Genomic DNA, 25,269 nt, shown 5'->3' with positions numbered 1-25,269 from the left:
GGGCATGCTCACCCGGGAGTGCACGCTTTTCACACATGGTATCAAGCGCTGGCCTTTCGACCGTCAGCCCTTTCGCCGGCGCATCAGCGCCTCGAGCTCGGCGTCGCCGCCTCCCGGCAGCATCAGCCGCACATGCGCGTAGAGGTCGCCGTGACCGCCGGCTTTTTCCGGCAGGCCCCTGCCCTTCAGCCGCAGAACCTTGTCCGAACTCGACCAAGGGGGGACATTGACCGCAATCCTGCCGGTCGGGGTCTCGACCGCCACTTTGGCGCCAAGCACCGCATCGGCCAGTTCCACCGGCAGGTCGACATGCAGGTCGCGGCCCTCGACGCGGTAGCGCGGGTGCCGGCGGAAGCGGATCTTGACCAGTGCATCGCCCGGCTGCCCCGGTCCTTGCTCACCCTGGCCTTTCAACCGGATGGTCTGACCGTCCTCGACATAGGCCGGCAACTTGACCGCCATCTTGCGGCCGTCAGGGAACATCGCCGTCACCTTCTCCGCGGTTGCGGCCTCCTCGATGGTGACGTCCAGCGTCACGTTGAGGTCGGCTGCCGTCGGCATCCGGCGGCCGGCGCCCATGCCGGCACCGCGCTGCTGGCTGAAAGCATCGCCGAAGATCTGGCTGAAGATGTCGCTGTTGCCGTCGAACGGATCACCGCCGGGACGGCCGGTGCGGAATTCGAAATGCGCGCCGCCCGGCCCTTGCTGCCGGCGGAAACCGGCGAAAGGATCGGCGCCGCCAGTCGCGCCTTCGAACCCCTGGAACCGCGGTTTGCCTTCGGCGTCGATCTCACCGCGATCGAAAGCCGCCCGGTTCTTCTCGTCACCGACGATCTCGTAGGCCTGGTTGGCGGCGGCAAAACGCTCCTTTGCCTTGGGATCCGGATTCTGGTCCGGATGATACTTCTTGGCGAGCTTCCGGTACGCCGATTTTATGTCCTTGGCCGATGCGTTCTTGGCAACGCCCAGCACCTCATAGGGGTCGCGCATGCTTACTGCCCTGGAGAAGGAGTGGTTCCATGATCGCCTCCTATATGCGCTTGCATAGGAAGAAATTCCAGTGGCTTACCACTATATCACCGGCGGAAAATCAGAGCGCCTTGAAGTCCTGCATTCGCCAGGAGCTGCCGCCGGCCAGGCATACTTCGCCTTTGAACAGCGCGACGCCGTCGAAGCTTTCGCGTGACGCGGTGAAGCGGCGGCATGTCTCGCCGTTAGCCCTGAATTCCGCGAGCTCGGTGATGGAGCCGCGCGAGCCGGTGTCGGCATTCGCCCAGGGAACGGCCTGCCCGGCCAGTTGCTCGACGTCGGCCGAGGACACGGCGTTGCGGATCGTGGCCTGGTCGGAAGCGCGGTCCTGATCGAGCGGCGTGACTGAGGCCGGCGTGCTCGAGGTCAGTATCGAGCGGTCCACCTCCGCCTGCTCCAGGCTGAAGCCGCCCCCGCCACAGGCGGCAAGCGGAAGAATGATTGTCACGATCATGGCTTTGACGCTGGCCGAAGCGATAACGCTCCATTGCCCACTGTCAAAAGCTTGCGCGATACGCGACAATCGGCAATCTCCCCAGCCGGCGACAAATTTGGGAAAACTATGAGCGAAACCGGGTTAACAAGCGGTGACTTTACCGAGGCGGCGGAGCCGTTCCGGCTTTTTGCGGCGTGGCTCGACGACGCTACGAAGAGCGAGATCAACGACCCCAACGGAATGGCGCTGGCGACGGTCGACGCCGAGGGCATGCCGAACGTGCGCATGGTGCTGCTCAAGGGCTTCGACGAGGGCGGCTTTGTCTTCTACACGAATCTCGAGAGCGCCAAGGGCCGCGAGATTCTTGGAAGCATGAAAGCGGCGATTTGCTTCCACTGGAAATCGTTGCGCAGGCAGGTGCGGGCGCGCGGCCCGGTGGAGATCGTCACAGACGCCGAAGCCGATGCCTATTACGCGACCCGTCCGCGCGGCAGCCGCATCGGCGCCTGGGCCTCCAAACAGTCGCGGCCGCTGGAAAGCCGCTTCGCGCTGGAAAAGGCGGTCGCCGAATATACGGCGCGCCACGCGATCGGCGACATCCCGCGGCCAAAACACTGGTCGGGCTTCCGCATCGTGCCGCAGACCATCGAGTTCTGGCATGACCGTCCGTTCCGGCTGCACGACCGTGTCGTGTTTTCGCGCAACGCCGAGAGCGGCTGGGACAAGGTGAGGCTTTATCCCTAGGGGACGACGCCGCGCTGTTCCAATCGCAGGAGTGACCCATGAGCCTGTTCCTGGCATTTCTTGGCGTCTCGTTTGTTGTCATCGCAACACCCGGGCCGGATACCGCCATCACCATTCGCAACGCGCTGCTTGGCGGACGCGCAGGCGGCGTGTTCACGGCGCTCGGCATCTCCAGCGGCCAGACGATCTGGGCACTGGCCACCAGCGCCGGTATCGTCGCCCTGCTTGTCGCTTCGGAGCCACTGTTTCTTGCCGTCAAATATGCCGGTGCTGCCTATCTCGTTTATCTTGGCGTCAAGGCACTGCAGGAGGCGTTGCGGCCGCCCCAACAGCACGAGGCGGCTTTCACCACACCAGCACGGCGGATGACGGCAGCAAACGCCTTTCGCCAAGGCCTGATCAGCGATCTCGGCAATCCGAAGATGGCCGTGTTCTTCGCCAGCCTTCTGCCTCAATTCGTGCCCCCCGGTGGAGAGATCTTCACTGCGCTGCTCGGCCTGGGGGCAGTCTTCGCCGTCATGACCTTTGCCTGGCTGACGCTTTACGCAACGGTCGTCGCCAAGGCAGGCGATTTCCTGCGCCGGCCGTCGATCCGCCGCGTCATCGAGGGCGTGACCGGAATGGTGCTGATCGGGCTCGGCATCCGGATCGCGACCGAGCACCGGTGACGGTTGAATGGTTCCTGACGAACCATGCATAGTGAACCAAGGGAATGTGCACGCCGCCCAGAGGTGGCCCCAGGCCTTGTGAGTCGCTTGGCACCCAGGTCAGGCCATGGCGCCTGCGCCGAACAACCCAGAACTCCCCGGGCTACAGAGACCTTGTGCTTCCAATTCCCACTATCACGATCTCGTGTGCGTGAAACGTTCCAGCTTGCCGGAACGAACCAGGGAAGGGCTCAACGCGCCGCTGGCGCAAATTCAGGAGGAAGCAATGCATTCACTCAGGTTGGTCACGATGGCCGGTCTTGCCTGCCTTTTCGCTTCGCAAGCCTTTGCGGAGGACGCGATGGGGACAATGACAGTGATGAAGGGTGGGGAGGTCATGGCGATCATGCCCGATGGACATATGGGCACCATGATGCCCGACGCGAAGATGAGCGCCGAAATGATGAAAATGGCGAAACCGATCAAGCATTGCATGATGTTGATGACCGACGCCAAAGGCAAGACATTCATGATCGACACGTCTTCGGCAAAGGCCCAGGCCGAATGTAAAAAAATGGCGATGTGATAAAGAGATCATGGCAAGAAACCCGCCGGTTGCTGCCGGCGGGTCCACGATGCCAGACAAGGCCAGATGGTCTAGGCCTTTTTCCTGGTCATGAAGGCCGTCAAGGCCGCGCGGGCCTCGTCGGATTTGAGCCGCTCGCGGAAATGCTCGCTTTCCTGGCCGATGCGCTCGACAAGGGCCTCGCGCGAGCCGCGCATCAGGTCGCGCGCGATCTTCAGCGCTTGCGGCGGCTTGGCCGCGATCTGGCCCGCCGCCGTCAATGCCGATGCTTCGAGTTCCCCCTCCCCGACCACCTCGTAGATCAGCCCGGCGGCCTTCGCCCGCTCGGCCGAAAAGCCCTCGCCGAGGCCAAGCAGCGCGAAGGCGCCTTGCCGGCCGAGGATCTGCGGTGCGAGCAGGCTCGAACCGGCCTCCGGCACAAGGCCGAGGTCGACGAAGGGCGTCCGGAATATTGTGCGCGGCGTGGCGAAGGTCAGGTCGCAATGCAGGTTGAGCGTGGTGCCGATACCGACCGCAATGCCGTCGACGCCGGAAACCATCGGCTTTTCCACTTTGGCCAGGGCCATCAGGAAATCCCAGACTTCGGTACCGCCTTCGCCGCCCGAGGCGACGACCATGAAATCGGCAAGGTCGTTGCCGGACGAGAAGGCGCCGGGCACGCCGAGAAAGACATGGACGCGGATCGCCGGATCGGCGTCGCCGCCGGCAAGAGCCGCAGACATCGTCGCGTACATGGCGCGGGTCAGGGCGTTCTTCTTGTCCGGACGGTTGATACGGATGATCTGGATGGCGCCCTGGCGTTCGACGAGGATTTGCTCTGTCACGGATTGGTCCTTTGCGAATTTCGGGCCGTTGTGAATTTCGGCCTCCTCGAACGTCAGGCTGAAATCAGCGCCTTGGCGGCAACGGCAAGGCTGTCGGCGCCGCCGATGACGCGCTCCTTCAGCGCGCCCACTTCGCCAAGCAGGTTCTCGGCGAAGAAACGGCACAGCGCGATGCGGCTTTGGTCGGCAAGCGCGCCGCGTGCCAGATAGGTCCCACCAGCGGCAAGCGAGATCAGCCTGAGATAGGGTGTGGCGCCGGCCAGCGCATCGTCCGAACGGCCTTCGGCTTGCAGGTCTTGCAGGAAACGGCTCGCCTGTGACAGGTCGTCGAGCGCCTGGTCGAGGCGATCGGCGGTGCGGCCGAAGCCTTCGAGGTTCGACGCTCGCACCGCATCGGCGACGGCCTTGAGTTCGGCGATATAGCCATGCACATGCCGGCCGCCGCCGAGCGGCAGCTTGCGCGTCACCAGATCGATCGCCTGGATGCCATTGGTGCCCTCGTAAATGGGCGCGATGCGCGCGTCGCGATAAAGTGCTGCGGCCCCTGTCTCCTCGATGAACCCCATGCCGCCATGCACCTGCAGCCCGAGCGAGGCGACCTCGACGCCGACATCGGTGGAAAATGCCTTGGCCAGCGGCGTCAAAAGATTGGCGCGCTCCTGCCAGTGCTTTGCATCCTCGCTCCGCGACGCGAGATCGATGGCGTGGGCGCAGGAATAGCAGATGGCGCGGCCAATCTGGGTCAGCGCCTTCATGGTCAGAAGACTGCGCTGGATGTCGGGGTGATGCACGATCGGCGCCATGCCGGCACCGCGATAGCTCGCCGCCTTGCCCTGCCGGCGGTCGTTTGCATAGGCGAGCGCCTTCTGCGTCACCGCCTCGGCGACCGCGACGCCCTGTATGCCGACGGCAAGGCGCGCATTGTTCATCATGGTGAACATGCAGGCGAGGCCCTTGTTCTCCTCGCCGACCAGCCAGCCGATCGCGCCGGGCCTGCTGCCTTCGAAGCCATCGCCATAGATCATGGTGCAGGTCGGCGAAGCGTGGATGCCCAATTTGTGCTCCAGCCCGGAGCAGAAGACGTCGTTGCGTGCGCCCGGCGCGCCATCGTCGCCAACCAGGAATTTCGGCACCAGGAACAGCGACAGGCCGCGCGTGCCGGGCGGCGCGTCCGGCAGCCGCGCCAGTACCAGATGGATGATATTGTCGGTGAAATCGTGCTCGCCATAGGTGATGAATATCTTTTGCCCGAAGATGCGGTAGGTGCCGTCGCCGGCCGGTTCGGCGCGGGTTCGCAAGGCATTCAGATCCGAGCCTGCCTGCGGCTCGGTCAGGTTCATGGTGCCCATCCATTCGCCGGAGACCAGTTTTTCCAGATATCTGGCCTTGAGTGCCTGCGAGCCATGCTTGTCGAGTGCTTCGACCGCGGCCATGGTCAGCGTCGGGGCGATGCCGAACGCCATCGAGGCGGAGTTCCACATTTCGAGCGCGGCGACGCCGAGCATGGTCGGCAGCGCCTGGCCGCCATACGCTTCCGGCGCGGACAGCGCATTCCAGCCGCCGCCGATCCAGCGGCGATAAAGTTCTTTCCAGCCGGGCGGGGTAGTGACGGCAGCGCCGCTGAGCACCGCGCCGTGCCGGTCGCCGACCGTATAGAGCGGCGCCACCTCCTCGCTGGCGAAGCGGCCGGCCTCTGCCAGAATGGCGTCGACGAGGTCCTCGCCGAGTTCGCTAAAAATGGCGGCATCGAGCGCCGGCTTCAGGCCGGCGACATGTTTCAGGGTGAAGGCGATTTCCTCGACCGGTGCCCGATACATGGCGTTCGCTCCTCCTCAGCCCAGCGGGTCAACTTAAGACCCGCGCCGACGCAAAACCATCTGCTTTTGGAATTCCCAGCCCATCTTCTTTTTACGTAAACGTCAACTTTTGTCACGCGGATTTTGCAGTTGCTGCCTCGCCTCAAAATTACAAGTCGGACCACGCACTTGATCTGTACGGCTAATTCCCGTACAAGTCGTCCATCAGGGGTGAAGATAATGCCAAACCAACAGACGCGTACCGCTCGTCTCGAAGCTCGTATTTCGCCGGATATTCTGGACGTGGTGAAACGCGCCGCCGAAATCCAGGGCCGCAGCGTCAGCGACTTCGTGGTCGCTGCCGCTCAAGAGGCGGCTCAGCGTACCATCGAGAGCACCACCATCATGCGTATTTCCGTCGAGGATCAGCGCGCCATGATGGAGGCAATTCTCAATCCGCCCGAGCCCAATGAAGCACTGCGCAAAGCTGCCGACGCCCACAAGCGCCTTGTCATCGAATCCCGGTGAATTTCGCCGTGATCATCGAACCGCTCGGCGGATCGCATGATCGCAAGGCTTTCACTTGTGGGGTGTCGGCGCTCGACCGTTATATCCGGGAGCAAGCCAGCCAAGATGTCAAACGCCGAGTCGGCAATTGCTTCGTTGCCGTGGATCGCGATGGCGGCGCGATCGCCGGATACTACACTTTGGCGGCGTCGAGCATACCAATCGCGTCCTTGCCTGACGAACAGACAAGACATCTGCCACGCTACCCGGTCCTGCCTGCGATATTGGTCGGCAGGCTGGCCGTCGATGCCCGATACCAGGGGCGGCGGATCGGGTCGGCGCTGATCGTGGATGCGCTACGACGCAGCGTTGGCGCTGCCCCGGCAGCCTTCGTGTTGATTGTCGATGCAAAGGATGACCAGGCGGTCGCGTTTTATCGCAAACATGGCTTCACCTCATTTCAGAGCCGCCCGCCATCACTGTTCCTGCCCATAGCAACAGCGTTGAAACTATTTGGCTGACAATCGCAACCATCGCTTTCCTCTAGAGGAGCACCAAGGGTCGCTTCGCCTGCGCTCCAACTCGCCCCCTCGGCACCCGAAGCATTTCCTTAACCATGGCGGCTCAGGATTGGGCTTTGGCCAGCAAGGACCTGCTGTTTGAAAACGCCGGCGCATCCCCTTGTCCGCTCAGCGCTTCTCCTTGTCGCCGCGATGACCCTGGCGCTGACGCCGGCAAAGGCCTCGGATTTCTCCGAACCGTGGAAGGATGCGGACCGGGCGCTGGTCGTCGACGCCTACGAATACAATTCCATCGACTGGACCCGGCTGGCCGCCGACAAGCGTCTTGTCGGCTTCATCAACAAGGCATCCGACGGAATGCCGCCACCCTATTTCTGTTTCGGCGACGAGACCGAGATGCGGCTATGCAAGACGCTTTGGAAGCGTCATGCGATGGCACAGGAACTTTTCCAGACGCGCAAGGTGGTGGCCAAGGCGCTGGGCCTGAAATGGGGTGCCTATCATCTCGCCCGCCCCGGCAACCCCGTGGGACAGGCCAATAATTTCATCAATTTCGTGAAACCCGGGCCGGATGACCTGCTTGCCCTCGACATCGAGGACGATGATCCGACGCAGTGGATGTCGCTCGAGGATGCCGAGGAATTCGTGCGCCATGTGCATCGTCGGGTTGGCCGCTTTCCGGTGCTCTACACCAACGGCACGACAGCCAGGCATATCGCCGGCAACAAGTATAAATACCCGCTCCTGTCCCGGCTGCCGCTGTGGTATGCGCGCTACAAGCCAGACATCGGCGTGCATTTTCCGATGGGCAACTGGCAGGGTTATGCGCTCTGGCAGTTTTCGGCGCGCGCAAATTGCGGCCGGTTCCGCTGTCCTTACAGGGTTGCGGGCACACCCAACGATATCGACGTCAGCGTCGCGCCGATGAACGCGACGGAATTGCGCGCGCAGTGGCCGTTCGGCGGCCTGATAGACGTGCAGCCGGATTATCTCGCCTCGATACCGGTGCCGCTCTCACGCGAGGCGGGGCTCGCCGGCACTGCCATGACCTACGCCACCGTGGCAGCACCCCCGAGCCTCGAGCAACTGGTCGCGGTATTTAGAAGGCGCTTGGCCAAATTCAGCAGCGGCTTTCAAATGTCTACGGCCAAGACGGCACCGAGCCTTCCGCGCGGGATTGCCGAATATGTCGCCTGGACGCGAAACGAAGAGCGCTTGGCATCGGTGTCTGGAATTGCCCCCACCGCCGATGCGGTCAGCAGCGTCTCGACCGGATTCGATCGGGGCCTGCATTGAGCTCGAGGGCCGCCTCAAGCGTCAGTTCGACTGCTCGCGCGCCACTGCCAGCCAGCCAATGTCGCGGCGGCAAAAGCCTTGCGGCCAGTCGATCCGGTCGAGCGCGGCGTAGGCCTTCTTCTGCGCCTCGCCGACGGTGCGGCCGGTCGCCGTAATGTTGAGCACGCGACCGCCATTGGCGACGAGTGCGCCACCGTTGATGGCGGTGCCGGCATGAAATATCTCGACGCCCTCACCTGCCGCCGCCTCGACGCCGCGAATGACCGAGCCCTTTTCCGGCGTGCCGGGATAACCCCTGGCTGCCATCACCACGGTGAGCGCCGCCTCGTCGCGCCAGCGCACCGAAGTATGCGCCAGCTGGCCGTCGGCGGCGGCGTTGAGCAGGACGAGCAGATCGTCCTTTAGCCGCATCATCAGCACCTGGCATTCCGGGTCGCCGAAACGGGTGTTGTATTCGATCAGCTTCGGCCCGTTATCAGTGATCATCAGCCCGGCGAACAGCACGCCGGAAAACGGCGCGCCTGTGTCAGCCATGCCGCGCATGGTCGGCTCGACGATCTCGCGCATGGTGCGGTCGATCATCTCCGGCGTCATCACCGGGGCCGGCGAATAGGCGCCCATGCCGCCGGTGTTCGGGCCGGTGTCGCCGTCACTGAGGCGCTTATGGTCCTGCGCGGTACCGAAGGGCAGCGCGGTGGTGCCGTCGCACAGGCAGAAGAAACTTGCTTCTTCGCCGATGAGAAACTCCTCGACCACCACTTCCGCGCCAGCCTGGCCGAAGGAGCCGTCGAAACAGGCGTCGAGCGCGGCAAGTGCCTCGTCAAGCGTCATGGCGACGGTGACGCCCTTGCCGGCAGCGAGGCCGTCGGCCTTGATGACGATCGGCGCGCCCGTCTTCTCGACATAGGCCCTGGCCGAAGCCAGATCGCCGAAGCGGCCATAGGCGGCGGTCGGGATGCCGTATTTGGCGCAGAGGTCCTTGGTGAAACCTTTCGAGCCTTCCAGCCGTGCCGCTGCCTTTGACGGGCCGAAGACGCGGATGCCCTCGGCGCGCAGGTCGTCGGCAATGCCGGCGACCAGCGGCCCTTCCGGCCCGACCACGACGAGGTCTATTTCATTCCCGCGGCAAAACCGGACCACCGCTGCGTGATCGGTAGTATCGAGCTTCACCAGTTCGGCTTCGCGGCCGATGCCCGGATTGCCGGGAGCCGCGTAGAGCTTGGTCAGCAGCGGCGACGCCGCGATCTTCCAGGCAAGCGCATGTTCTCGTCCGCCGGAGCCGATCAACAAAACACGCATGCCCAGATTCCTCGTCATTCCAAGACCAGGACTGCGCTATTGCGCCGCGCGCGACGGGTCAAGACATTTGGCTGGCGAAGCGCCGATTGCGCGTGGCGAGCGTGCGGGGCCTGCTTGACGCTTGACGGCATTCGCCTCTGCTGCCACTCCAGCAAAATGGAAACCGTCCAGTCGAAAGCGGCCCAGGGCCGCGTCGCCGATGCGCCGAGCGGCCACTGGGTCTATCGCGCGCTGCCGCGGGGGTTGTGGCCCTATGCTCAGCTTGCCCGGTGGGACCGGCCGATCGGCTGGCAATTGCTGCTGTGGCCATGCTGGTGGTCGGCTGCCCTTGCCGCGAGCGCCTATCCGCGTCCGACGGATCCGCTGCTCTCGCTGCTGCCGTCGCCGTGGTATCTGCTGCTGTTTTTTCTCGGTGCGTTCGCCATGCGCGGTGCCGGCTGCACCTACAATGATTTGGTCGACGAGGACATCGACAACCAGGTGGAACGCACACGCTCGCGGCCGCTGCCGGCCGGCAAGGTCACGCGCCGGCAGGCCTGGATGTTTGTTGTCGTGCAGGCACTGGTCGGCCTTGCCGTGCTTTTGCAGTTCAACAGCTTCGCCATCTCGCTCGGCATCGGCTCGCTGGTCATCGTCGCCGTCTACCCGTTCATGAAACGGTACACCAATTGGCCGCAACTCGTTCTCGGCCTTGCCTTTTCCTGGGGTGCGCTGATGGGATGGGCTGTCGAGTTCGGCGATCTCGATGGGCCGGCAATCATGCTCTATATCGGCTCGATCCTGTGGGTGATCGGCTATGACACGATCTATGCGCATCAGGACAAGGAGGACGACGCCATCGTCGGCGTGCGTTCGACGGCGCGCCTGTTCGGCGACAACACCAAGGCCTGGCTGGCCGGGCTTTATGGCGGAGCGCTGGTCTGCTTCGCCATTGCTTTCGCCTCGGCGCAGGCACCGGTGCCGGCGCTCGCCGGGCTGATCGCCGCCGGCGCCCATATGGCACGGCAGACCGCCGTGCTCGACATCGACGATCCGGACCAGTGCCTAAGGCTGTTCAGATCGAACAACCAGGTCGGCTGGCTGATCTTCCTCGGCCTGATCGGCGGCGCGGTCTGGGTGGCGCTGAAGCCGCTGGTTTAGGAGCCTTTTCCCTTCTCCCCCTGTGGGAGAAGGTGGATTGGCGCGCAGCGCCAAGACGGTTGAGGGGTGTTGGAAGAAATGAGGCGTTGGCGTTCCCTGGAACACCCCTCATCCGACCGAGCTTCGCACGGCCACCTTCTCCCACAGGGGGAGAAGGAAGAGGCGCTCAGGCCTACTCCCGCGAAATGAGCTCTTCGCCGCCGATGACCAGCCTGAGGCCGAGGTCGCCGGCGCGGCGGCGGGCGAGGAAGCGCGGGCGGCGCATGGTCGAGACGCGGCCCTTGCGGCGGTCCTGCGCCGGCAGCGCCTTGATGGCGGCGCCGAGCGATTCTTCCAGCGTGCGGGCAATGCCGTCGGCCTCGATCAGCAGCATCGGCAGGCGGTAGGCGTCGGCCCAGGCACGCCAGTCGGCGGCGACGTCGTCGAGATCGTCGGCGACCAGCAGCGGCACCGACAGCATCGGATCGTTGTGCAGAAGCTCAAGCGTCACTGTGACATTGCCATCCGGATCCTCCATGGCGCGGGCGGCGACGCCGCGAAAGGCGTTGGCGGGCAGAGCGATGATCGCCGGCACGCCGCTCATCTCCAGCGTGCGGCGGATAACCGCGCCGCGCTGGTCGATGGTGAAGGTGACGTCGCCATAGTCGTCGCGCGTGGCGTAGCTCACCACCTGCGGCAGGCGGAATGGGTCGAGACGCATATTGCGGCCGGCCCAGACTGGCTTCAGTCCAGTGTTCATATCGTGCCTTTCCTGTTTCTCCTGAGAGCCGGTGTTTCCGGTTCTCCGGGCCGGTTTTCCCAGCCTCGTTGTGGAGAAACATTAGCGCTGGCTTCTTATCCTCGCGCTTAAGAAAGTCGGTTAAATTTTGCTGATCTGGGGCGGATGGTTATCGGAATGCCAACCGGCGCAGGCCGGCGAAAGGATCAGATAACCTTACCAGGATTCATGATGCCGGCCGGGTCGAAGGCGGCCTTCACCCTGCGCATCAGCTCGATCGCCGTCGGCGGCGCCGTCGCGATCAATTCGTCGCGCTTCAACTGGCCGATGCCGTGCTCGGCCGAGATCGAGCCGTGAAACGAGCGAACGACGTCGTGCACGGCCTTGTTCATGACGTGGTAAAGGCCGAGAAACGCCTCGTCATCGCCGTCGACCGGCCGGGAGATGTTGTAGTGCAGGTTGCCGTCGCCCATGTGGCCGAAGCAGACGACGCGTGCGCCGGGACTGACCGATTGCACGGCGCCGGCGGCCTTTTCGATGAAGGGCGGGATCGACGCCACCGGCACCGAGATGTCGTGCTTGATCGAGGCACCTTCCGGTTTCTGCGCCTCGGGCAGCACCTCGCGGAAATTCCAGAACGCGTCGCCCTGGGCCATGCTTGCCGCGATCACCGCATCGCCGACGATCCCTTGCTCGAGGCCTGCCTCCAGCACCTCCTCGATCAGCGCCCGTGCATCCTCGGCCGAGCGGCCCGACGAGATCTGCATCAGCACATACCACGGCCAATCGCCGGCCAGCGGCCGCGCCACGCCTTGTGCGTGGGCAAGCGTGAAGTCGTAGGGCCTCTGGCCGATCAGCTCGAAGGCGGTGAGCGCTGCCCCTGCACGGTCCATCGCCAGGCTGAACAGCGACAGTGCCGCCTCCGGCGATGACAGGCCGGCAAACGCCACCTCGCGCCCCTTGGGCTTGGGGAAAAGCTTGAGCACGGCGGCGGTGATGATGCCGAGCGTGCCTTCCGCGCCGACGAACAGGTCCTTCAGATCATAACCGGTATTGTCCTTTTTCAGCTTGCGCAGATCGTCGAACACTTCGCCGGTCGGCAGCACCACCTCGACGCCGAGGCAGAGCTCGCGCGCATTGCCGTAGGCAAGCACGCCGGTGCCGCCCGCGTTGGAGGAGAGGTTGCCGCCGATCTGGCAGGAGCCTTGCGCGGCAAGCGACAGCGGAAACAGCCGGTCGGCGGCATCGGCCGCTTCCTGCAGCGTCTGCAGGATGACGCCGCTTTCGACCGTCACCGTGTTGGACAGTGTATCGATCTCACGGATGCGGTTCAGCCGCGACAGCGACAGCACGATCTCGCGGCCGGATACGTCCGGCACCTGGGCGCCGACCAGCCCGGTGTTGCCGCTTTGCGGCACGATGGGCGTGCCGGTTTCGGTCGCCAGCCGCATGATGCGGCTGACCTCCTCGACGGTCCCCGGCCTCAGCACCAGGGCCGTCCTGCCGTGCCAAAGTCCGCGCCGCTCGGTAAGGTAAGGCGCGATGTCCTGCTGGTCGCGCAGCGCATATTTGTCACCGACGATTGCCGCAAAGCGCGTAACGACGGCGGGGTCGAGGTCGGGGGAAATGTCGTTCATGGGTGGAAACTATGGTGCTCAATCCATCTTGTCACGCGAGGCGATCTTGTCACGCGGGGCGGCGGCGCGCGAAAGCCTGTCGTTGATCGCCTCGCCCAGCCCGTCGACCGGGATCGGCTCGACGGCGATGGTTTTGGCGCCGCTGCGATCGAGATCCTGCAGATGAGCGAAGAGATTGCTTGCTGCCTCGCGCACGTCGCCGGTCTGCGACAAATTGCGCAGTGCGGCTGCATCGCGCCAGCCTTCGGCACGGCTGCGGCCGAAGGCCAGCAAGGCTTCGCCCGGTGCGACCTCCGCAGCATTGAGCCGCACCGCCGCACCTGGTGCATAGTGCGAGGCAAGCATGCCGGGCGCCTCGATGACCGAAGCGCCGCGCAGCAACTTCACCCCGGCGACCGCTTCGATCTCTTCGGCGGCAATGCCGCCCGGCCGCAGCAGCCGCAGCTTTCCAGCTTCGACCTTGACGATGGTCGATTCCAGCCCGACCGGCGTCGCGCCGCCATCGACCACAAGCTTGATCCTGGGACCGAGGTCGGCGGCCACGGCTTCGGCCGTCGTGGCGCTGATCCTGCCCGAGGAATTGGCGCTGGGCGCCGCAAGAGCGCGGCCGAACCTGGCGATCAGCTCGCCGCCAAAGCCTTTCGGCATGCGCAGCGCGATGGTGTCCAGCCCTGCGGTGACCAGCGGATGAATGCCGTTGCCGGGCCGTTGCGGCAGCACCAGCGTCAGCGGCCCCGGCCAGAATGCCTGCGCCAATCTTTCCGACAGCGGATCGAACAGCGCGATGCGCCCGGCCATAGCCGGATCGGCTATATGGGCGATCAGCGGGTTGAAGCGAGGTCGGCCCTTGGCTTCGAAGATACGAGCCACGGCAACGCCATTGGTCGCGTCGCCGGCCAGCCCATAGACGGTCTCGGTCGGGATGGCGACGACGTCGCCGCTCTCGAGCAGCGCCAACGCCCTTTCCATCGCCTCGCCGACGGCACGAATTTCAGCCACTGTCGTCACCTCACGGATGCGGCTGCCTAATACGGCGACGCCGGGCGAGCAAGCCCGGCGTTGGCGAATCGCAAATCGTTAAAATGCTATGTTTCCCCGCAAGCCGGCATCAATTGCCCTCGGCTAAAGGTGCTGCGTTGTTGGGCAAGGGGAATTGTCATGCTTTCGATGCGTATCCTTGGAGCGCTGGGTCTGGCTTTTATGGCCGGCACGGCACAGGCCTCATCGCTGGTTTTTGTCGGGCAGACGACGGCGACGCCGTCGGTGGTAAGTGCCGGCGCGCTCGAGCGGGCGAAAACACCTTCGATCGTCGCGCTCGGCGAGAAGCTGCCTGACGTCAATGAAACCGTCACCGATGAAAAGGTCGCGGCAATCCCAAGCCAGCCGAGTCATGGCTTCACCGGAAGGCCGATGATCATTCGCGGCGGTATCGTCGGCGATGCCTTTGCAACGCCCGCGCCCAAAGCCACGCCGGCCACCGCTGCCGCGCCGGCCGCGAACAGCAAGGCCGACCCAAAGGTCGCCAGCAAAACCCCCGAGCCGGCGGCGCCGCAGCCGGCGCCGCTAGCAGCTCCCGACCAGCCCAAATAGCGCAACAAGCGAAGATTTCTTCGCGGACGTCAGCCGGCTATCTTGGAGAAATCCGCGACCCGGTCGGTTGCCGCGCGGATGCGGGCGAGCAACGCCAGGCGATTGGCGCGCACCGCCTGGTCCTCATCGTTTACGAGGACTTTCTCAAAGAATGAATCAACCGGCTCGCGCAACACGCTAAGCGCCAGCATGGCGGCGGAAAAGTCTTCGTTTTGAATTGCTTCGCCGGCTTGCCTCTCGGCCTGATTCACCGCCGCGAACAGTATTTTTTCTGCGTCCTCCCGGAATAGAGCCGGCTCAACATGGTCGGCGATCGTCGTTTTCTTCTTCTCCTCGGCGGAGAGAATGTTGGCGGCACGCTTGGTGCCGGCAAGCAGGTTCCTGCCGTCCTCGGTGTCAAGGAATGAGCCGAGCGCTTCGACGCGGCGGACGATTTGCAGCAGGTCGTCGTTTTGCGAAGCCCCCTCATCCGGCCGCTTCGCGGCCACCTTCTCCCCGAGGGGAGAAGAGGTCGCCAACGCCGGTGCCAGCTTCTTCTCCCCAGCGGGGAGAAGGTGGCCCGCAGGGCCGGATGAGGGGGCAGCGCCACCCGCCAGCACCGCGTCAATCAAATCGTGCCGTGCACCCTGGTCGCGGAGATAGACTTTGAGGCGGTCGTGGAAGAAGGCGAGGAGGTCCTTGATCTCTTGCTGCTGCCTTTCTCCGGAACGCTCAAAGGAGTTGTTTGAGATTGCGGAATCGCGTTCGATGACGAGATCGGTAAGCGAATCCCCGCCGAGTTGCTGCTCTAGCTCCGCAGCAATTTCGAACTGCCGGTCGAGTTTGGGATCGCGTATGTGATCTGCAATATCTTCGGACGCGACATTGGCCACAGATTTTAGGGACAACCTAATCCCGTTCTCAATCAGTATCCTCGTTACCCCCAGCGCCGCTCTTCTCATCGCATAGGGATCTTTCGATCCGGTCGGCTTTTCATCGATTGCCCAGAATCCAACCAGCGTATCCAGCTTGTCGGCGAGCGCCACGGCCACCGAAACCGGATCGGTGGGAACACGATCTGACGGTCCCTGCGGCTTGTAGTGTTCCTCGATCGCGGCGGCGACGGAAGGATGCTCGCCCTGCAGCAGCGCGTATTTGCGGCCCATGGCGCCTTGCAGTTCCGGGAACTCGCCGACCACCTCCGTGGTGAGATCGGCCTTGGCGAGCACGGCAGCGCGGCGGGCGAGCGCGGTAATCTCCCCCCTCGAGGGGGAGATGTCGCCGAAGGCGACAGAGGGGGTCGTCTCGCGTGGAGCGCCAACTTCCTCTTGCTTCGAAAGGCCAGATCGCGTCGCGTCAGCCGAAGCGACCCCCTCTGGCCTGCCGGCCATCTCTCCCTCAAGGGGGGAGATCGACTGCGCCACGATTGGTGCTAGTTCTTCGGCCAAGCGCGCAATCCGTTCTACCCGCTCGCCTTGCGTACCGAGCTTGGCATGAAACGTCACATTGAGATGGTCGAGGCGGGCCATGCGCTGGTCGAGCGGCTTTTTGAGATCAAGCCCAAACTTTTGCGCCGATGCCTGCAGCTGGTCGAGATCCGGCAGGTCGCCCTGGTCGGTCTTCCAGAAATAAAGCGCGTCGGACAGCCGGGCGCGTACCACCTTGCCGTTGCCGTGGGCGATCTCCTTGCCGCCATCCTTGGCCTCGATATTGGCGGTCAGGATGAAGCGGTTGGAGAGCTCTTCGCCCGCGCCGTGCGGCCGCGTCACAAAACACTTCTGGTTGGCGCGGATGGTGAGCCGGATCACCTCGGCCGGAATGGCCAGAAAATCCTGTTCGAATTCGCCCATCAGCACGACGGGCCATTCGACCAGGCCCGACACTTCCTCCAGCAGCCCCTCATCCTCGACGAGGTCGAGCCCGCTGGCGAAGGCGAGGTTCCTGGCATCGGCAAGAATGATCTCTTTGCGCCTGTCGGCATCGAGCACGACCTTGGCCGCCTCAAGCTTCGCGACATAATCGTCGAAGCGGCGCACCGTGATGGCGCCCGGCGCATGAAAACGGTGGCCGTAAGTGATGTTGCCGGAGCGGATGCCGTCGATCTCGAAATCGACCACCACCGGCTCCTCGGTCTCGGGGCCGAAGGTGCACAGGATCGATTGCAGCGGCCGCACCCAGCGCAGCGAGCCGGGCTTGGCCGAAGCCGGCCCCCAGCGCATCGATTTCGGCCAGGGAAAGTTGCGGATGATGCCCGGCACCAGCTCGGCGATGATCTGCTCCGCCGGCCTGCCCGGCCTGGAAATATGGGCGACGTAGAAATCACCCTTCTTCGGATCGGAATGAACATGCGCCTCGGCAATCGAGGCAAGGCCGGCCTTGCGCAGAAAACCCTGCACCGCCTGCTCGGGCGCCTTGGTCGATGGGCCCTTGATCTCCTCGCTGATGTCCTTCGAGCGCGCGGTCAGGCCGCGAATGTCGAGCGCCAACCGGCGCGGCGTCCAATATTCGCGCGCCGCCTCATAGGTCAGCCCGGCTTCGACCAGACCGTCGGTCAACAGCTTCCTGAGATCGCCGGCCGCCTTGCGCTGCATGCGCGCGGGGATTTCCTCGGAACGAAGTTCTAGAAGCAGGTCAGGCATTGAAAGAGCTCACGCGACAAAAAACAGCCGCCGCTTGGCGGCGTCCTCCCCCATCGAGGCGGAGGTAAGCGGGGCATAGCAACTCGGTCGGCTGCTGTCACCCTTCCCAGCAAGATCGGGCCAGCACGATCAATGCGTCCAACGGCGATTTCCGAAAAAATTCAGCCGCCTGTCGGACACGCGCCGGTCCGCCCGTCCTTGGATCAAAGATTTCCATGAACCCAACGCAGCGCTGAAGCGACCAACGCTCAGGCAGAGAGCTATTGGCTGAACGAGCATGAAAACGGCATCGACATTCCTGCAGATCCTCGCGCTAAGCGCCTGTTTTGCAGCGCAGGCCCATGGCACGTTCACGATGCCGGGGGTCAGGCAAGCGCTGCGGACAATAGCGGGTGCAAGCGGCCAAGGCACGTTGCCAATCAGCGCCCCTGTCGAAATCGCCTGGAGCTAAGCCGCCATTCCGCCCGCCTGCGTCAGCAGAAACGCCTCGCCGCAGGCCTTGGCCAGATTGCGCACCCGCAAGATGTAGCTCTGACGCTCGGTGACCGAAATGACGCCGCGGGCGTCGAGCAGGTTGAAGACGTGGCTGGCCTTGATGCATTGGTCGTAGGCAGGGAAGACCATGCGGTGGTATCCCTCCCGCTTGAGGGGAGGGTGGCCAGACAAGGTCTGGTCGGGAGGGGTCGCTCGTGCAGTGCCCGACGCCTGACCTGCGGTGCCTTCTGACGCGACCCCCTCTGCCCGCTTCGCGGGCGTCTCCCCCTCAAGGGGGGAGATGGGCGCGCCGGCTTGTAGCAGCGCCTTGCACTCGGCCTCGGCGTCCTCGAAATGGCGCAACAACATCGCGGTGTTGGCAAATTCGAAATTGTGGCGCGAATATTCCTGCTCGGCCTGCAGGAAGACGTCGCCATAGGTCACCTTCTCGGCGCCTTCGCGGCCGTTGAAATTGAGGTCGTAGACGTTGTCGACGCCCTGAACATACATGGCCAGCCGTTCCAGCCCGTAAGTGAGCTCGCCCGCCACTGGGGCGCATTCGATGCCGCAGACCTGCTGGAAATAGGTGAACTGTGACACCTCCATGCCGTCGCACCAGCACTCCCAGCCCAGCCCCCAGGCGCCCAGCGTCGGGCTTTCCCAGTCGTCCTCGACGAAGCGGATGTCATGCAGCAGCGGATCGATGCCGATCGCGGCCAGCGAGCCGAGGTAAAGCTCCTGCAGATTGGGCGGATTGGGCTTCAGGATCACCTGGTATTGGTAATAGTGCTGCAGTCGGTTCGGGTTCTCGCCATAGCGGCCGTCCTTGGGGCGGCGCGAGGGCTGGACGTAAGCCGCGTTCCAGCGTTTTGGGCCGAGGGCGCGCAGTGTCGTTGCCGGGTGAAAGGTGCCGGCGCCGACTTCCATGTCGTAAGGCTGGAGGACCACGCAGCCATAGTCCGCCCAGTAATTATGCAAGGTCAGGATCAGCCCCTGGAATGAGCGGCTGGGATGCATGTGGGCAGGGATATCAACGGTCACGGCGGCCTCCGGCAGGATGCGGCACCTCGTAGATGCCCGGCCTCCGAGCGTCAAGGCAACGGGGCGGCACTGCAATTGTTCCCTTCTCCCCTTGTGGGAGAAGGTGGCCGAGCGAAGCTCGGTCGGATGAGGGGTGTTCCAGGGAACGCCAACGCCTCATTTCTTCCAACACCCCTCAACCGTCTTGGCGCTACGCGCCAATCCACCTTCTCCCACAAGGGGAGAAGGAAAAAGGGCGGCGCCCGTCACCCCTTCGGCGCGGGCGCCGGCACGGGCTTTACGTTCGGGGTTTCCTGCGCCGTGTTGGACTCGATCGGCGGCAGGCCCTTCATCAGTTTCTGCTGCAAGGCGGCAAGCACGTCCGGATCCGGCTTCAGGTCGCGGGCCTGGTTCCACTGGAAGGTGGCTTCCAGCTTGCGGCCGACGCGCCAGTAGGCGTCGCCGAGGTGATCGTTGAGCACCGGATCCTCCGGCTTCAACGAAACGGCGCGTTCCATTTCGCGCACCGCGTCGTCGAACTGGCCAAGGCGGTAATAGGCCCAGCCCAGCGAATCGACGATGTAGCCGTCGCTCGGCCTCAGGTCGACGGCCTTCTGGATCATCGCGAGGCCTTCCTTGAGGTTCATGTTCTTGTCGACCCAGGAATAGCCGAGATAGTTCAGAACCTGCGGCTGGTCGGGGTAGAGCTCCAGCGCCTTGCGGAAATTCGGCTCGGCCTTCGGCCATTCCTTCAGCCGCTCATAGGCGATGCCGCGCTGGTAGAAAATGTTCCAGTTGGCGGCGGTCGGCGTCGTCAGCACCTCGACTGCCTTGTCGTAAAGAGTGGCGGCGGAGCGGAAATCCTCCTTCGAGGAATAGACGCCGCCGAGCGCCAGATAGGCGCGCATGTCGTCGGGATGCGCATCGACGATTGCCTTGAGGTGGGTGATCGCCTCGTCGTTGCGGTCGAGATCGGCAAGGTTGAGGCCAAGCTGCAGGTCCGAAAGCTCCTTCAGCGGCGAGCCGGCGGGAATGCGGCGATAGAGCGCGATGGCCCCCTCGCCGTCCTTCAACTGCTCGGCAACGGCGGCAAGCTGAACGAGCGCCGCGTCATTGTCGGGCCGCAGCGCCAGCGCATATTGCAGATAAAGCCGCACGAACGGCTCGCCGCCGCCGCGGTTGAGCGCGGTGGCGAGATCAAGCAGGATTTCCGAGGCGCCGTCCGACGGACCGGCAACGAATGGTTCGATCTTTTCGCCCTTGTTGATCTTGTCGCGAAGGGCAGCAATCTCGACCTTGCCGGGCGCAAACGCCTCGGCCTTGTCGAGCACCGACAGTGCCTTGGCCTTGTCGCCTTTGCGGGCGAGGAAAGAGGCGTAGGCCTGCGCGTTGCGGATCCATGTTTCGGGGGCCGCACTGCCTGCCGCCGTGTCCTGCACGGTGGCGGTGTAGAGCGCATCCGCCCTGTCGGGCAGGCCCGAGGCGTCGGCAATCAAGGCGCGGTGGAACGACTTGAACAGGCTGAACCAGTCGGGGCCCTGCAGCTTGTCGATGGAAGCCATGGCCTCGCCGGCGTCGCCCGCACCCTGCTTGGCCCAGCCGGTCATGACGCCGGAGATCAGCCGGTCGAGATCGGATTCGAGCGACAGCTTGAGCCAGTATTCGGCCTTGGAGAAATCCTTCTTGTGGAAGGAATCGACGGCCAGCGCCAGGCGCGAGAAGCGCTCGACGTCGGGAACCGCCTTGAGCTTGTCGGCATAGACCAGGGATTCATCGAAGCGCCCCTGCGCGATCAGCGACAGCATCAGACTCTGCTGCAGTCCGGTATCGTTCGGATCGAAGGCAAGCGCCTGCTTGTAATAGGAAATGGCGCTGTCGAGGTCGTTGTCGCCTTCGGCAATCCGCGCGGCGAGATAGGCTCCCGAGAAGGATGTGATCCTGACCGGCTCGGCGGTCTGTTTGGCATGCGCCGGCAAAGCCGAGATCGCCATGCCCGTCGCGATTGCCAGCCCCGTCAGCCAGCGCGCATATCCTTGCCGCATCATATCCCTTTCAGCCAAACGCCATCTCCGCGTCAGCGGGATCGCCGTAGACTCGATCTTTACAGGTAAAGCATGGCCTTTTTGGGGTCGTGCTTCAACCCGGCCCGAATTCACAATCGGGTCAAGCAATTAATAAACCATGCCGAAAGGGCCTGAACTGCGACCCTTGACCGCGTGGCGTCAGCTTTGGCGCTGCCTGCGCGGCGCTACTTCCCGATGCCGTAAGCGATCCATAAGCGCCCGCGGTTGAAGCTTCCGCCATGCAACTTTGCGTGGCAGGATGAGAGTAAAATCTTGCTTCGCCAGCCACAGGGGGTGCCGATGCTGGAAACGCTGCGGAACGAAGAAACCTTCGCAATCGTCGATCGTATCTACGAAGCGGCGTTCGCCGCCGAGCTGTGGCCGGATGCATTGGAGGCGACCAGTGCGATCTCGCGCTCGGCAAGCGGCGCGATCTTCATGATCAGCGATCATTCGCCGCTTCGCGCCATCGGCGAGGCGCGAGCCCAGCCTTTGATCGATGTTTTTATAGCCGGGGACAACTGGAAATTTTCCGAGAGCGTGCAGCGCATGTGCAGCACCCAGCCGGCAAGCTTCGTGCGGGTCGACGATTTCATGACGGGCGATGAGATCGAGCGCGATCCGATCTATGCGTGGGCAAGAGCGTTCGGCGTCGGATCGCCTGTCTGCACGTCGATCTCCATGCCAAGCGGAGAGCTTGTCCTGTTCGTCTTCCAGCGCTGGTTGAAGGACGGCAAATACGATCAGGCGGCAATCGACCTGCTGAACGGGCTGCGTCCGCACCTGGCGCGGGCCGGCCTTGTTGCCGCGCGCCTCGGCACGGAGCGGGCCAGGACAGCCGTGTCCATTCTGAGCGAAATCGGGCTGCCTGCGGCAGTCATGAGCGGAGCGGGCCGCGTACTGACGGCCAACCGCCTTCTGGAAGACATGGCAGACGTGTTCGTTGCCTTGGCGCATGGCGGCATGGCGCTTGCGGATGGACCGGCGAACGCGCTTTTCCAACAGGCCATCGCGCGCAACGAGGATAATCGCGTCGTGCGGTCCATTCCTGTTCCAGCCGTCGAGGGGCGGCCTGCGCTGATCGTTCACCTTTTACCGCTGCGCCGTGCCGCACATGACATCTTTTCGGGCGCGGATATCCTTGTTGCAGCAACTGCCGTCAGCATCAGCGCGACTGTGCCGTCGCCCAACATTCTTTCGGGCGTGTTCGATCTGGCACCGGCCGAAGCCCGGCTCGCCACCGAGCTTGCCTCCGGCCGTTCCGTACAGGAGGCTGCCACCGAAATCGGCATCACCGTCAAATCGGCCCGCACCTATCTCGAGCGAATTTTCCGAAAAACCGGCACCAGCCGCCAAAGTCAGCTGATGGCATTGCTGAAAAGCGCACGGCCATTCCCGTGATCGCGGCTACCGCCTCGTGTCGGTGTTGCACAATGACAACAGCAGGCGTCGGAAGCGCTGCGAAACCAGGGGATTTTCCGCGCATTGTAGGCATTTGCCGACTGTCCCGCCATCGCCAATGTCATGCATGCTTTCCAAATGTTGGGGACTTACCGCTACGTCGCACTGTGCCATTCGTAAATTCGTAAGTCGCGGACGCTCAAGCTCCACCATGACTGGGCTTGCCGCCGATGTGGCGGCTTCGGAACAGGGGGTGTATGCAATGGCAGGTCGAGGGCGAAACAGTATTCTTGTGGGATCGGGCGGGCCGGAGAGGCGCGGTTTGCCGATGCTTTCCAGGAAAGAGTATCTGGCGGCCGGTACAGTTCTGGCTGGCCTGATGCTGGGTACGGTGCTGACGCCGGCGCCGGCTGCGGCATTCGTTTGCGAGGACGTTGACGATGGAGCGGCGTTCGCCGGAGCGTCGCCCACGGGCATGGCATGCGGCGACTTCGCCAAGGCCCCCGGAAACAACTCTACAGCCATCGGTATGTTTAGCCGCGCTAATGGAAATGAGAGTGTGGCTGTTGGCCGTTCCGCCAATGCTGGTGGAACAGTTTCTAACGGTTTTTCAAATGGGGGCACAACGGCCGTCGGCTACGGCGCTGAAGCCGGCACAACCAACACGAATCAAGCCAATGCTACTGCTCTAGGTTATCTCAGCGAGGCCAACGCCCTGAACGCCACAGCGCTGGGCGCGCAAGCTGGCGCCAATTATTCAAATTCAGTCGCCATTGGCCAGGGCGTGGCTACGACACGGGCCAATCAGGTGGCTATCGGCAACAGCAGCGCTACCTACACGCTCGCGGGCGTCAACAGCCAGGCCAGCAAGGACGCGCAGAGCGGAACAAAGTATCTGGTGACGTCCGACGCCGCGGGCAATTTGGCGACGGCTTCCGTCAACATCGACGAGATCGAAGGGCTGGTGGACGACGTTGCAGCCCACACCACCCAGATCGCCTCGCTCAACACCACGGTAAGCAGCCACACGACGCAGCTTGCCGATCACGAGACGCGCATCACCAACAATACCAACCAGATCAACGCGCTCAACACCACAGTCGGCAATCACACGACACAGCTTACCGACCACGAGACGCGCATCACCAACAATACCAACATGCTCAACCTGCACACCGCGCAGATATTCAGTCTCGACAGCCGCACGACGGTCAACGAGAACAACATCGCCTTGCTCGACGGCCGTGTCGGTGCGCTGGAAGGCGGCTTGCAGGATCTTGGCGAGCAGGTCAGCGAAAACCGCTCGGAAGCCCGTGCCGGAACGGCGCTTGCCCTGGCGACGGCGGGACTGCGTTATGACGACAGGCCCGGCAAATTGTCGCTGGCCGGCGGCTTTGGCCATTTCAAGGGCCAGTCGGGCCTGGCGCTCGGTTTCGGCTATAGCACAAGCCTGGATTTCCGCCTCAACGCCGCCGTGTCGGCCTCGACAAACCGCGGCGATGTCGGTGTCAGCGTCGGCGCATCATGGACACTGAACTGATGCGGCCGGCGTGAGCCCAATACTGCCGGGATCGGTGCGATCGGCACGTAGAATGTTGCCGGGATCGGTGCGATCGGCAGGTAGAATGTTGCTGGCAGCCTTGGTGCTGGCGACGGCCGTTCCGCAGCTTGTCCCGCCTGCCCTGGCGCAAACGTCGAAGACCCAGAAATCGGCCAAGCCGCAAGCGCCGAAGCCGGCCAACATCGACCGCAACGGCGTGCTGATCCTGGTGCGCACCTCTCTGCTGGCGCTCGACCAGGCCAACAAGACCGGCAATTACACGGTGCTGCGCGACCTCGGCGCGCCGGGCTTCCAGGCCAACAATGCGGCCAAGCTGGCCGAGATCTTCGCCGGCCACCGCAATGACGGCATCGACCTTGGCGGCGTCGCGGTGCTGGAGCCGCAACTGACGCTATTGCCGCAGATCGAGCCGAACGGCATGCTGCATATGGCCGGTTTCTTTCCCTCGGTGCCGATGCAGGTCAATTTCGAGCTTCTGTTTGCGCCGGTCGAGCGGCAATGGAAGGTGTTCGGCATCTCGGTTGCGCTCGGCAAGGCCGGCCCGGAAGCGCCGGCAACGGAGCCGGAACCACCAAAGCCTGTCGCCACCGAAATACCCGACCCGCCGACGCCGGAGGTCAATCCCAGAAGAGCCGCCGAACAAGCCGGCAAATGAGGCGTCACGGCCCCGAACTCAGGACGTTTACGAGAGGCTTGTGTCGAGCGCCTGCATGGCGACGGTGACAAGATCGTGCAGCCGCTTTTTCGGCACGCCGTCGCGTGCCTGCACCGAAAGACCGTGCATCAGCGTGGCGTAGTAGTCACCCAACGTCTCGGCGTCTGTATCCGGCTTCAATTCGCCATCGCGCACCGCTTGCTTCAACCGCTCGACGATCGATGCGGTACGCGCCAACCGGTGCTCCGCCAGCCATTGCAGCACGGCGTCATTTTCGACGGCGCAATTGGTGGCGGCCGTCACCACCATGCAGCCCTGCGGCCGCCCCGGCCTGGTATAGATTTCGACGGCGTCGCGAAGCATGCGCTCGATGACGCGCCGGACGTTTGGTTCTTGCTCCAGCGCCCGCGTGGCGAAGCCGCCCTCATTGGCTTCGTAAAGCGCCACCGCTTCGCGAAACAGGTCCTCCTTCGAGCCGAAGGCGGCATAAATGCGCGCCGATGCGAGGCCAAGCGCCGATACGAGATCGGCCATCGAAGTGCCCTCGTAGCCGCGCCTCCAGAAAGCGTCGCGGGCTTTCTCCAAGGCATGGTCGCGATCGAACTCCCTTGGCCTGCCTGCCATGGCGGTCTCCAATTTTTGTCGATCAACAAATAATCCGCTTGACTTCGGATTGCAAATCTCAATTCTTTGTCGATCATTAAATA

The 25,269-nt window shown here is 63.6% G+C and carries 23 protein-coding genes; 11 read left to right on the top strand and 12 right to left on the bottom strand.

The window, feature by feature from the left end:
* Window positions 1–63: 63 nt before the first annotated feature.
* Together AC0L2Y_RS01645 and AC0L2Y_RS01640 are read right to left on the bottom strand one after the other, a co-directional pair.
* Window positions 64–990 carry a DnaJ C-terminal domain-containing protein gene (locus AC0L2Y_RS01645; RefSeq protein WP_473553366.1) on the bottom strand — a complete coding sequence of 309 codons (927 nt, stop codon included), beginning with the start codon at window positions 988–990 and terminating at the stop codon, window positions 64–66.
* A 100-nt stretch (window positions 991–1,090) separates the two neighbouring features.
* Window positions 1,091–1,552, bottom strand: a complete 462-nt coding sequence (locus tag AC0L2Y_RS01640) for an RT0821/Lpp0805 family surface protein (protein ID WP_473553364.1) — start codon at window positions 1,550–1,552, stop codon at window positions 1,091–1,093.
* Window positions 1,553–1,591: 39 nt separating this feature from the next.
* Here AC0L2Y_RS01640 and pdxH point away from each other — a divergent pair, with 39 nt between their 5' ends.
* The 3 genes from pdxH (at window position 1,592) to AC0L2Y_RS01625 (ending at window position 3,442) form a co-directional block, all read left to right on the top strand.
* The gene (pdxH, locus tag AC0L2Y_RS01635; protein ID WP_473553362.1) at window positions 1,592–2,209 is read left to right on the top strand and encodes a pyridoxamine 5'-phosphate oxidase; all 618 of its coding nucleotides are present in this window, start codon (window positions 1,592–1,594) and stop codon (window positions 2,207–2,209) included.
* A 38-nt stretch (window positions 2,210–2,247) separates the two neighbouring features.
* The gene (locus AC0L2Y_RS01630) at window positions 2,248–2,877 is read left to right on the top strand and encodes a LysE family translocator (protein WP_473553360.1); all 630 of its coding nucleotides are present in this window, start codon (window positions 2,248–2,250) and stop codon (window positions 2,875–2,877) included.
* Between the two features lie 106 nt (window positions 2,878–2,983).
* Complete coding sequence (locus AC0L2Y_RS01625) at window positions 2,984–3,442, top strand: hypothetical protein (RefSeq protein WP_473553357.1); 459 nt, start codon at window positions 2,984–2,986, stop codon at window positions 3,440–3,442.
* A gap of 71 nt (window positions 3,443–3,513) precedes the next feature.
* Here AC0L2Y_RS01625 and AC0L2Y_RS01620 read toward each other — a convergent pair whose 3' ends face one another.
* On the bottom strand, window positions 3,514–4,266 hold the full coding sequence (locus tag AC0L2Y_RS01620) for a crotonase/enoyl-CoA hydratase family protein (RefSeq protein WP_473553354.1): 753 nt from the start codon (window positions 4,264–4,266) through the stop codon (window positions 3,514–3,516).
* Between the two features lie 53 nt (window positions 4,267–4,319).
* The gene (locus tag AC0L2Y_RS01615; RefSeq protein ID WP_473553352.1) at window positions 4,320–6,083 is read right to left on the bottom strand and encodes an acyl-CoA dehydrogenase; all 1,764 of its coding nucleotides are present in this window, start codon (window positions 6,081–6,083) and stop codon (window positions 4,320–4,322) included.
* Window positions 6,084–6,302: 219 nt separating this feature from the next.
* On the opposite strand from AC0L2Y_RS01615, the gene AC0L2Y_RS01610 reads away from it, so the two are divergent.
* The 3 genes from AC0L2Y_RS01610 (at window position 6,303) to AC0L2Y_RS01600 (ending at window position 8,386) form a co-directional block, all read left to right on the top strand.
* Window positions 6,303–6,590 (top strand): type II toxin-antitoxin system TacA family antitoxin, encoded by a 288-nt coding sequence (locus AC0L2Y_RS01610; protein ID WP_352863215.1) that lies wholly within the window; start codon window positions 6,303–6,305, stop codon window positions 6,588–6,590.
* 8 nt (window positions 6,591–6,598) lie between these two features.
* Window positions 6,599–7,090, top strand: a complete 492-nt coding sequence (locus AC0L2Y_RS01605; protein WP_473553348.1) for a GNAT family N-acetyltransferase — start codon at window positions 6,599–6,601, stop codon at window positions 7,088–7,090.
* 138 nt (window positions 7,091–7,228) lie between these two features.
* Entirely contained in the window at window positions 7,229–8,386 is a 1,158-nt protein-coding gene (locus AC0L2Y_RS01600) for a glycoside hydrolase family 25 protein (protein ID WP_473553346.1), read from the top strand.
* A 21-nt stretch (window positions 8,387–8,407) separates the two neighbouring features.
* Here AC0L2Y_RS01600 and purD read toward each other — a convergent pair whose 3' ends face one another.
* Window positions 8,408–9,685 carry a phosphoribosylamine--glycine ligase gene (purD, locus tag AC0L2Y_RS01595; protein WP_473553343.1) on the bottom strand — a complete coding sequence of 426 codons (1,278 nt, stop codon included), beginning with the start codon at window positions 9,683–9,685 and terminating at the stop codon, window positions 8,408–8,410.
* 156 nt (window positions 9,686–9,841) lie between these two features.
* Between purD and ubiA the strand changes: the two genes are divergently transcribed.
* Window positions 9,842–10,825 (top strand): 4-hydroxybenzoate octaprenyltransferase, encoded by a 984-nt coding sequence (gene ubiA, locus AC0L2Y_RS01590; RefSeq protein WP_473553341.1) that lies wholly within the window; start codon window positions 9,842–9,844, stop codon window positions 10,823–10,825.
* Between the two features lie 172 nt (window positions 10,826–10,997).
* On the opposite strand, the gene AC0L2Y_RS01585 is transcribed toward ubiA, so the two are convergent.
* From AC0L2Y_RS01585 to AC0L2Y_RS01575, 3 genes are all read right to left on the bottom strand, one after another.
* Window positions 10,998–11,564 carry a DUF6101 family protein gene (locus tag AC0L2Y_RS01585; protein ID WP_023674094.1) on the bottom strand — a complete coding sequence of 189 codons (567 nt, stop codon included), beginning with the start codon at window positions 11,562–11,564 and terminating at the stop codon, window positions 10,998–11,000.
* Window positions 11,565–11,749: 185 nt separating this feature from the next.
* On the bottom strand, window positions 11,750–13,180 hold the full coding sequence (locus AC0L2Y_RS01580) for an FAD-binding oxidoreductase (RefSeq protein WP_473553338.1): 1,431 nt from the start codon (window positions 13,178–13,180) through the stop codon (window positions 11,750–11,752).
* A gap of 18 nt (window positions 13,181–13,198) precedes the next feature.
* Window positions 13,199–14,179, bottom strand: a complete 981-nt coding sequence (locus AC0L2Y_RS01575) for an L-threonylcarbamoyladenylate synthase (RefSeq protein WP_473553336.1) — start codon at window positions 14,177–14,179, stop codon at window positions 13,199–13,201.
* Window positions 14,180–14,338: 159 nt separating this feature from the next.
* Here AC0L2Y_RS01575 and AC0L2Y_RS01570 point away from each other — a divergent pair, with 159 nt between their 5' ends.
* The gene (locus tag AC0L2Y_RS01570; protein ID WP_473553333.1) at window positions 14,339–14,770 is read left to right on the top strand and encodes a hypothetical protein; all 432 of its coding nucleotides are present in this window, start codon (window positions 14,339–14,341) and stop codon (window positions 14,768–14,770) included.
* A gap of 29 nt (window positions 14,771–14,799) precedes the next feature.
* Here the strand turns inward: AC0L2Y_RS01570 and glyS are convergent, their stop codons facing one another.
* The 3 genes from glyS to AC0L2Y_RS01555 form a co-directional block, all read right to left on the bottom strand.
* Window positions 14,800–17,388, bottom strand: coding sequence for a glycine--tRNA ligase subunit beta (gene glyS / locus AC0L2Y_RS01565; protein ID WP_473553331.1), 2,589 nt, complete (start codon window positions 17,386–17,388; stop codon window positions 14,800–14,802).
* A 447-nt stretch (window positions 17,389–17,835) separates the two neighbouring features.
* Window positions 17,836–18,903, bottom strand: coding sequence for a glycine--tRNA ligase subunit alpha (locus AC0L2Y_RS01560; RefSeq protein WP_473553328.1), 1,068 nt, complete (start codon window positions 18,901–18,903; stop codon window positions 17,836–17,838).
* A gap of 245 nt (window positions 18,904–19,148) precedes the next feature.
* A complete protein-coding gene (locus AC0L2Y_RS01555; RefSeq protein ID WP_473553680.1) occupies window positions 19,149–20,924 on the bottom strand; it encodes a tetratricopeptide repeat protein in 1,776 nt (591 codons plus the stop codon).
* A 321-nt stretch (window positions 20,925–21,245) separates the two neighbouring features.
* On the opposite strand from AC0L2Y_RS01555, the gene AC0L2Y_RS01550 reads away from it, so the two are divergent.
* From AC0L2Y_RS01550 to AC0L2Y_RS01540, 3 genes are all read left to right on the top strand, one after another.
* On the top strand, window positions 21,246–22,346 hold the full coding sequence (locus AC0L2Y_RS01550) for a helix-turn-helix transcriptional regulator (protein ID WP_473553325.1): 1,101 nt from the start codon (window positions 21,246–21,248) through the stop codon (window positions 22,344–22,346).
* 232 nt (window positions 22,347–22,578) lie between these two features.
* Window positions 22,579–23,886, top strand: coding sequence for a YadA-like family protein (locus AC0L2Y_RS01545; protein WP_473553323.1), 1,308 nt, complete (start codon window positions 22,579–22,581; stop codon window positions 23,884–23,886).
* Window positions 23,887–23,971: 85 nt separating this feature from the next.
* Window positions 23,972–24,562: a hypothetical protein gene (locus tag AC0L2Y_RS01540; protein WP_473553321.1), complete on the top strand. Its 591-nt coding sequence runs from the start codon at window positions 23,972–23,974 to the stop codon at window positions 24,560–24,562.
* A 27-nt stretch (window positions 24,563–24,589) separates the two neighbouring features.
* Here the strand turns inward: AC0L2Y_RS01540 and AC0L2Y_RS01535 are convergent, their stop codons facing one another.
* The gene (locus AC0L2Y_RS01535) at window positions 24,590–25,186 is read right to left on the bottom strand and encodes a TetR/AcrR family transcriptional regulator (RefSeq protein WP_473553318.1); all 597 of its coding nucleotides are present in this window, start codon (window positions 25,184–25,186) and stop codon (window positions 24,590–24,592) included.
* Window positions 25,187–25,269 lie beyond the last annotated feature (83 nt).

Source organism: Mesorhizobium sp. WSM4830 (assembly GCF_055811495.1).
The sequence above is the reverse complement of the archived record's forward strand: the minus strand, read 5'-3'. Positions and strand labels throughout refer to the sequence as shown.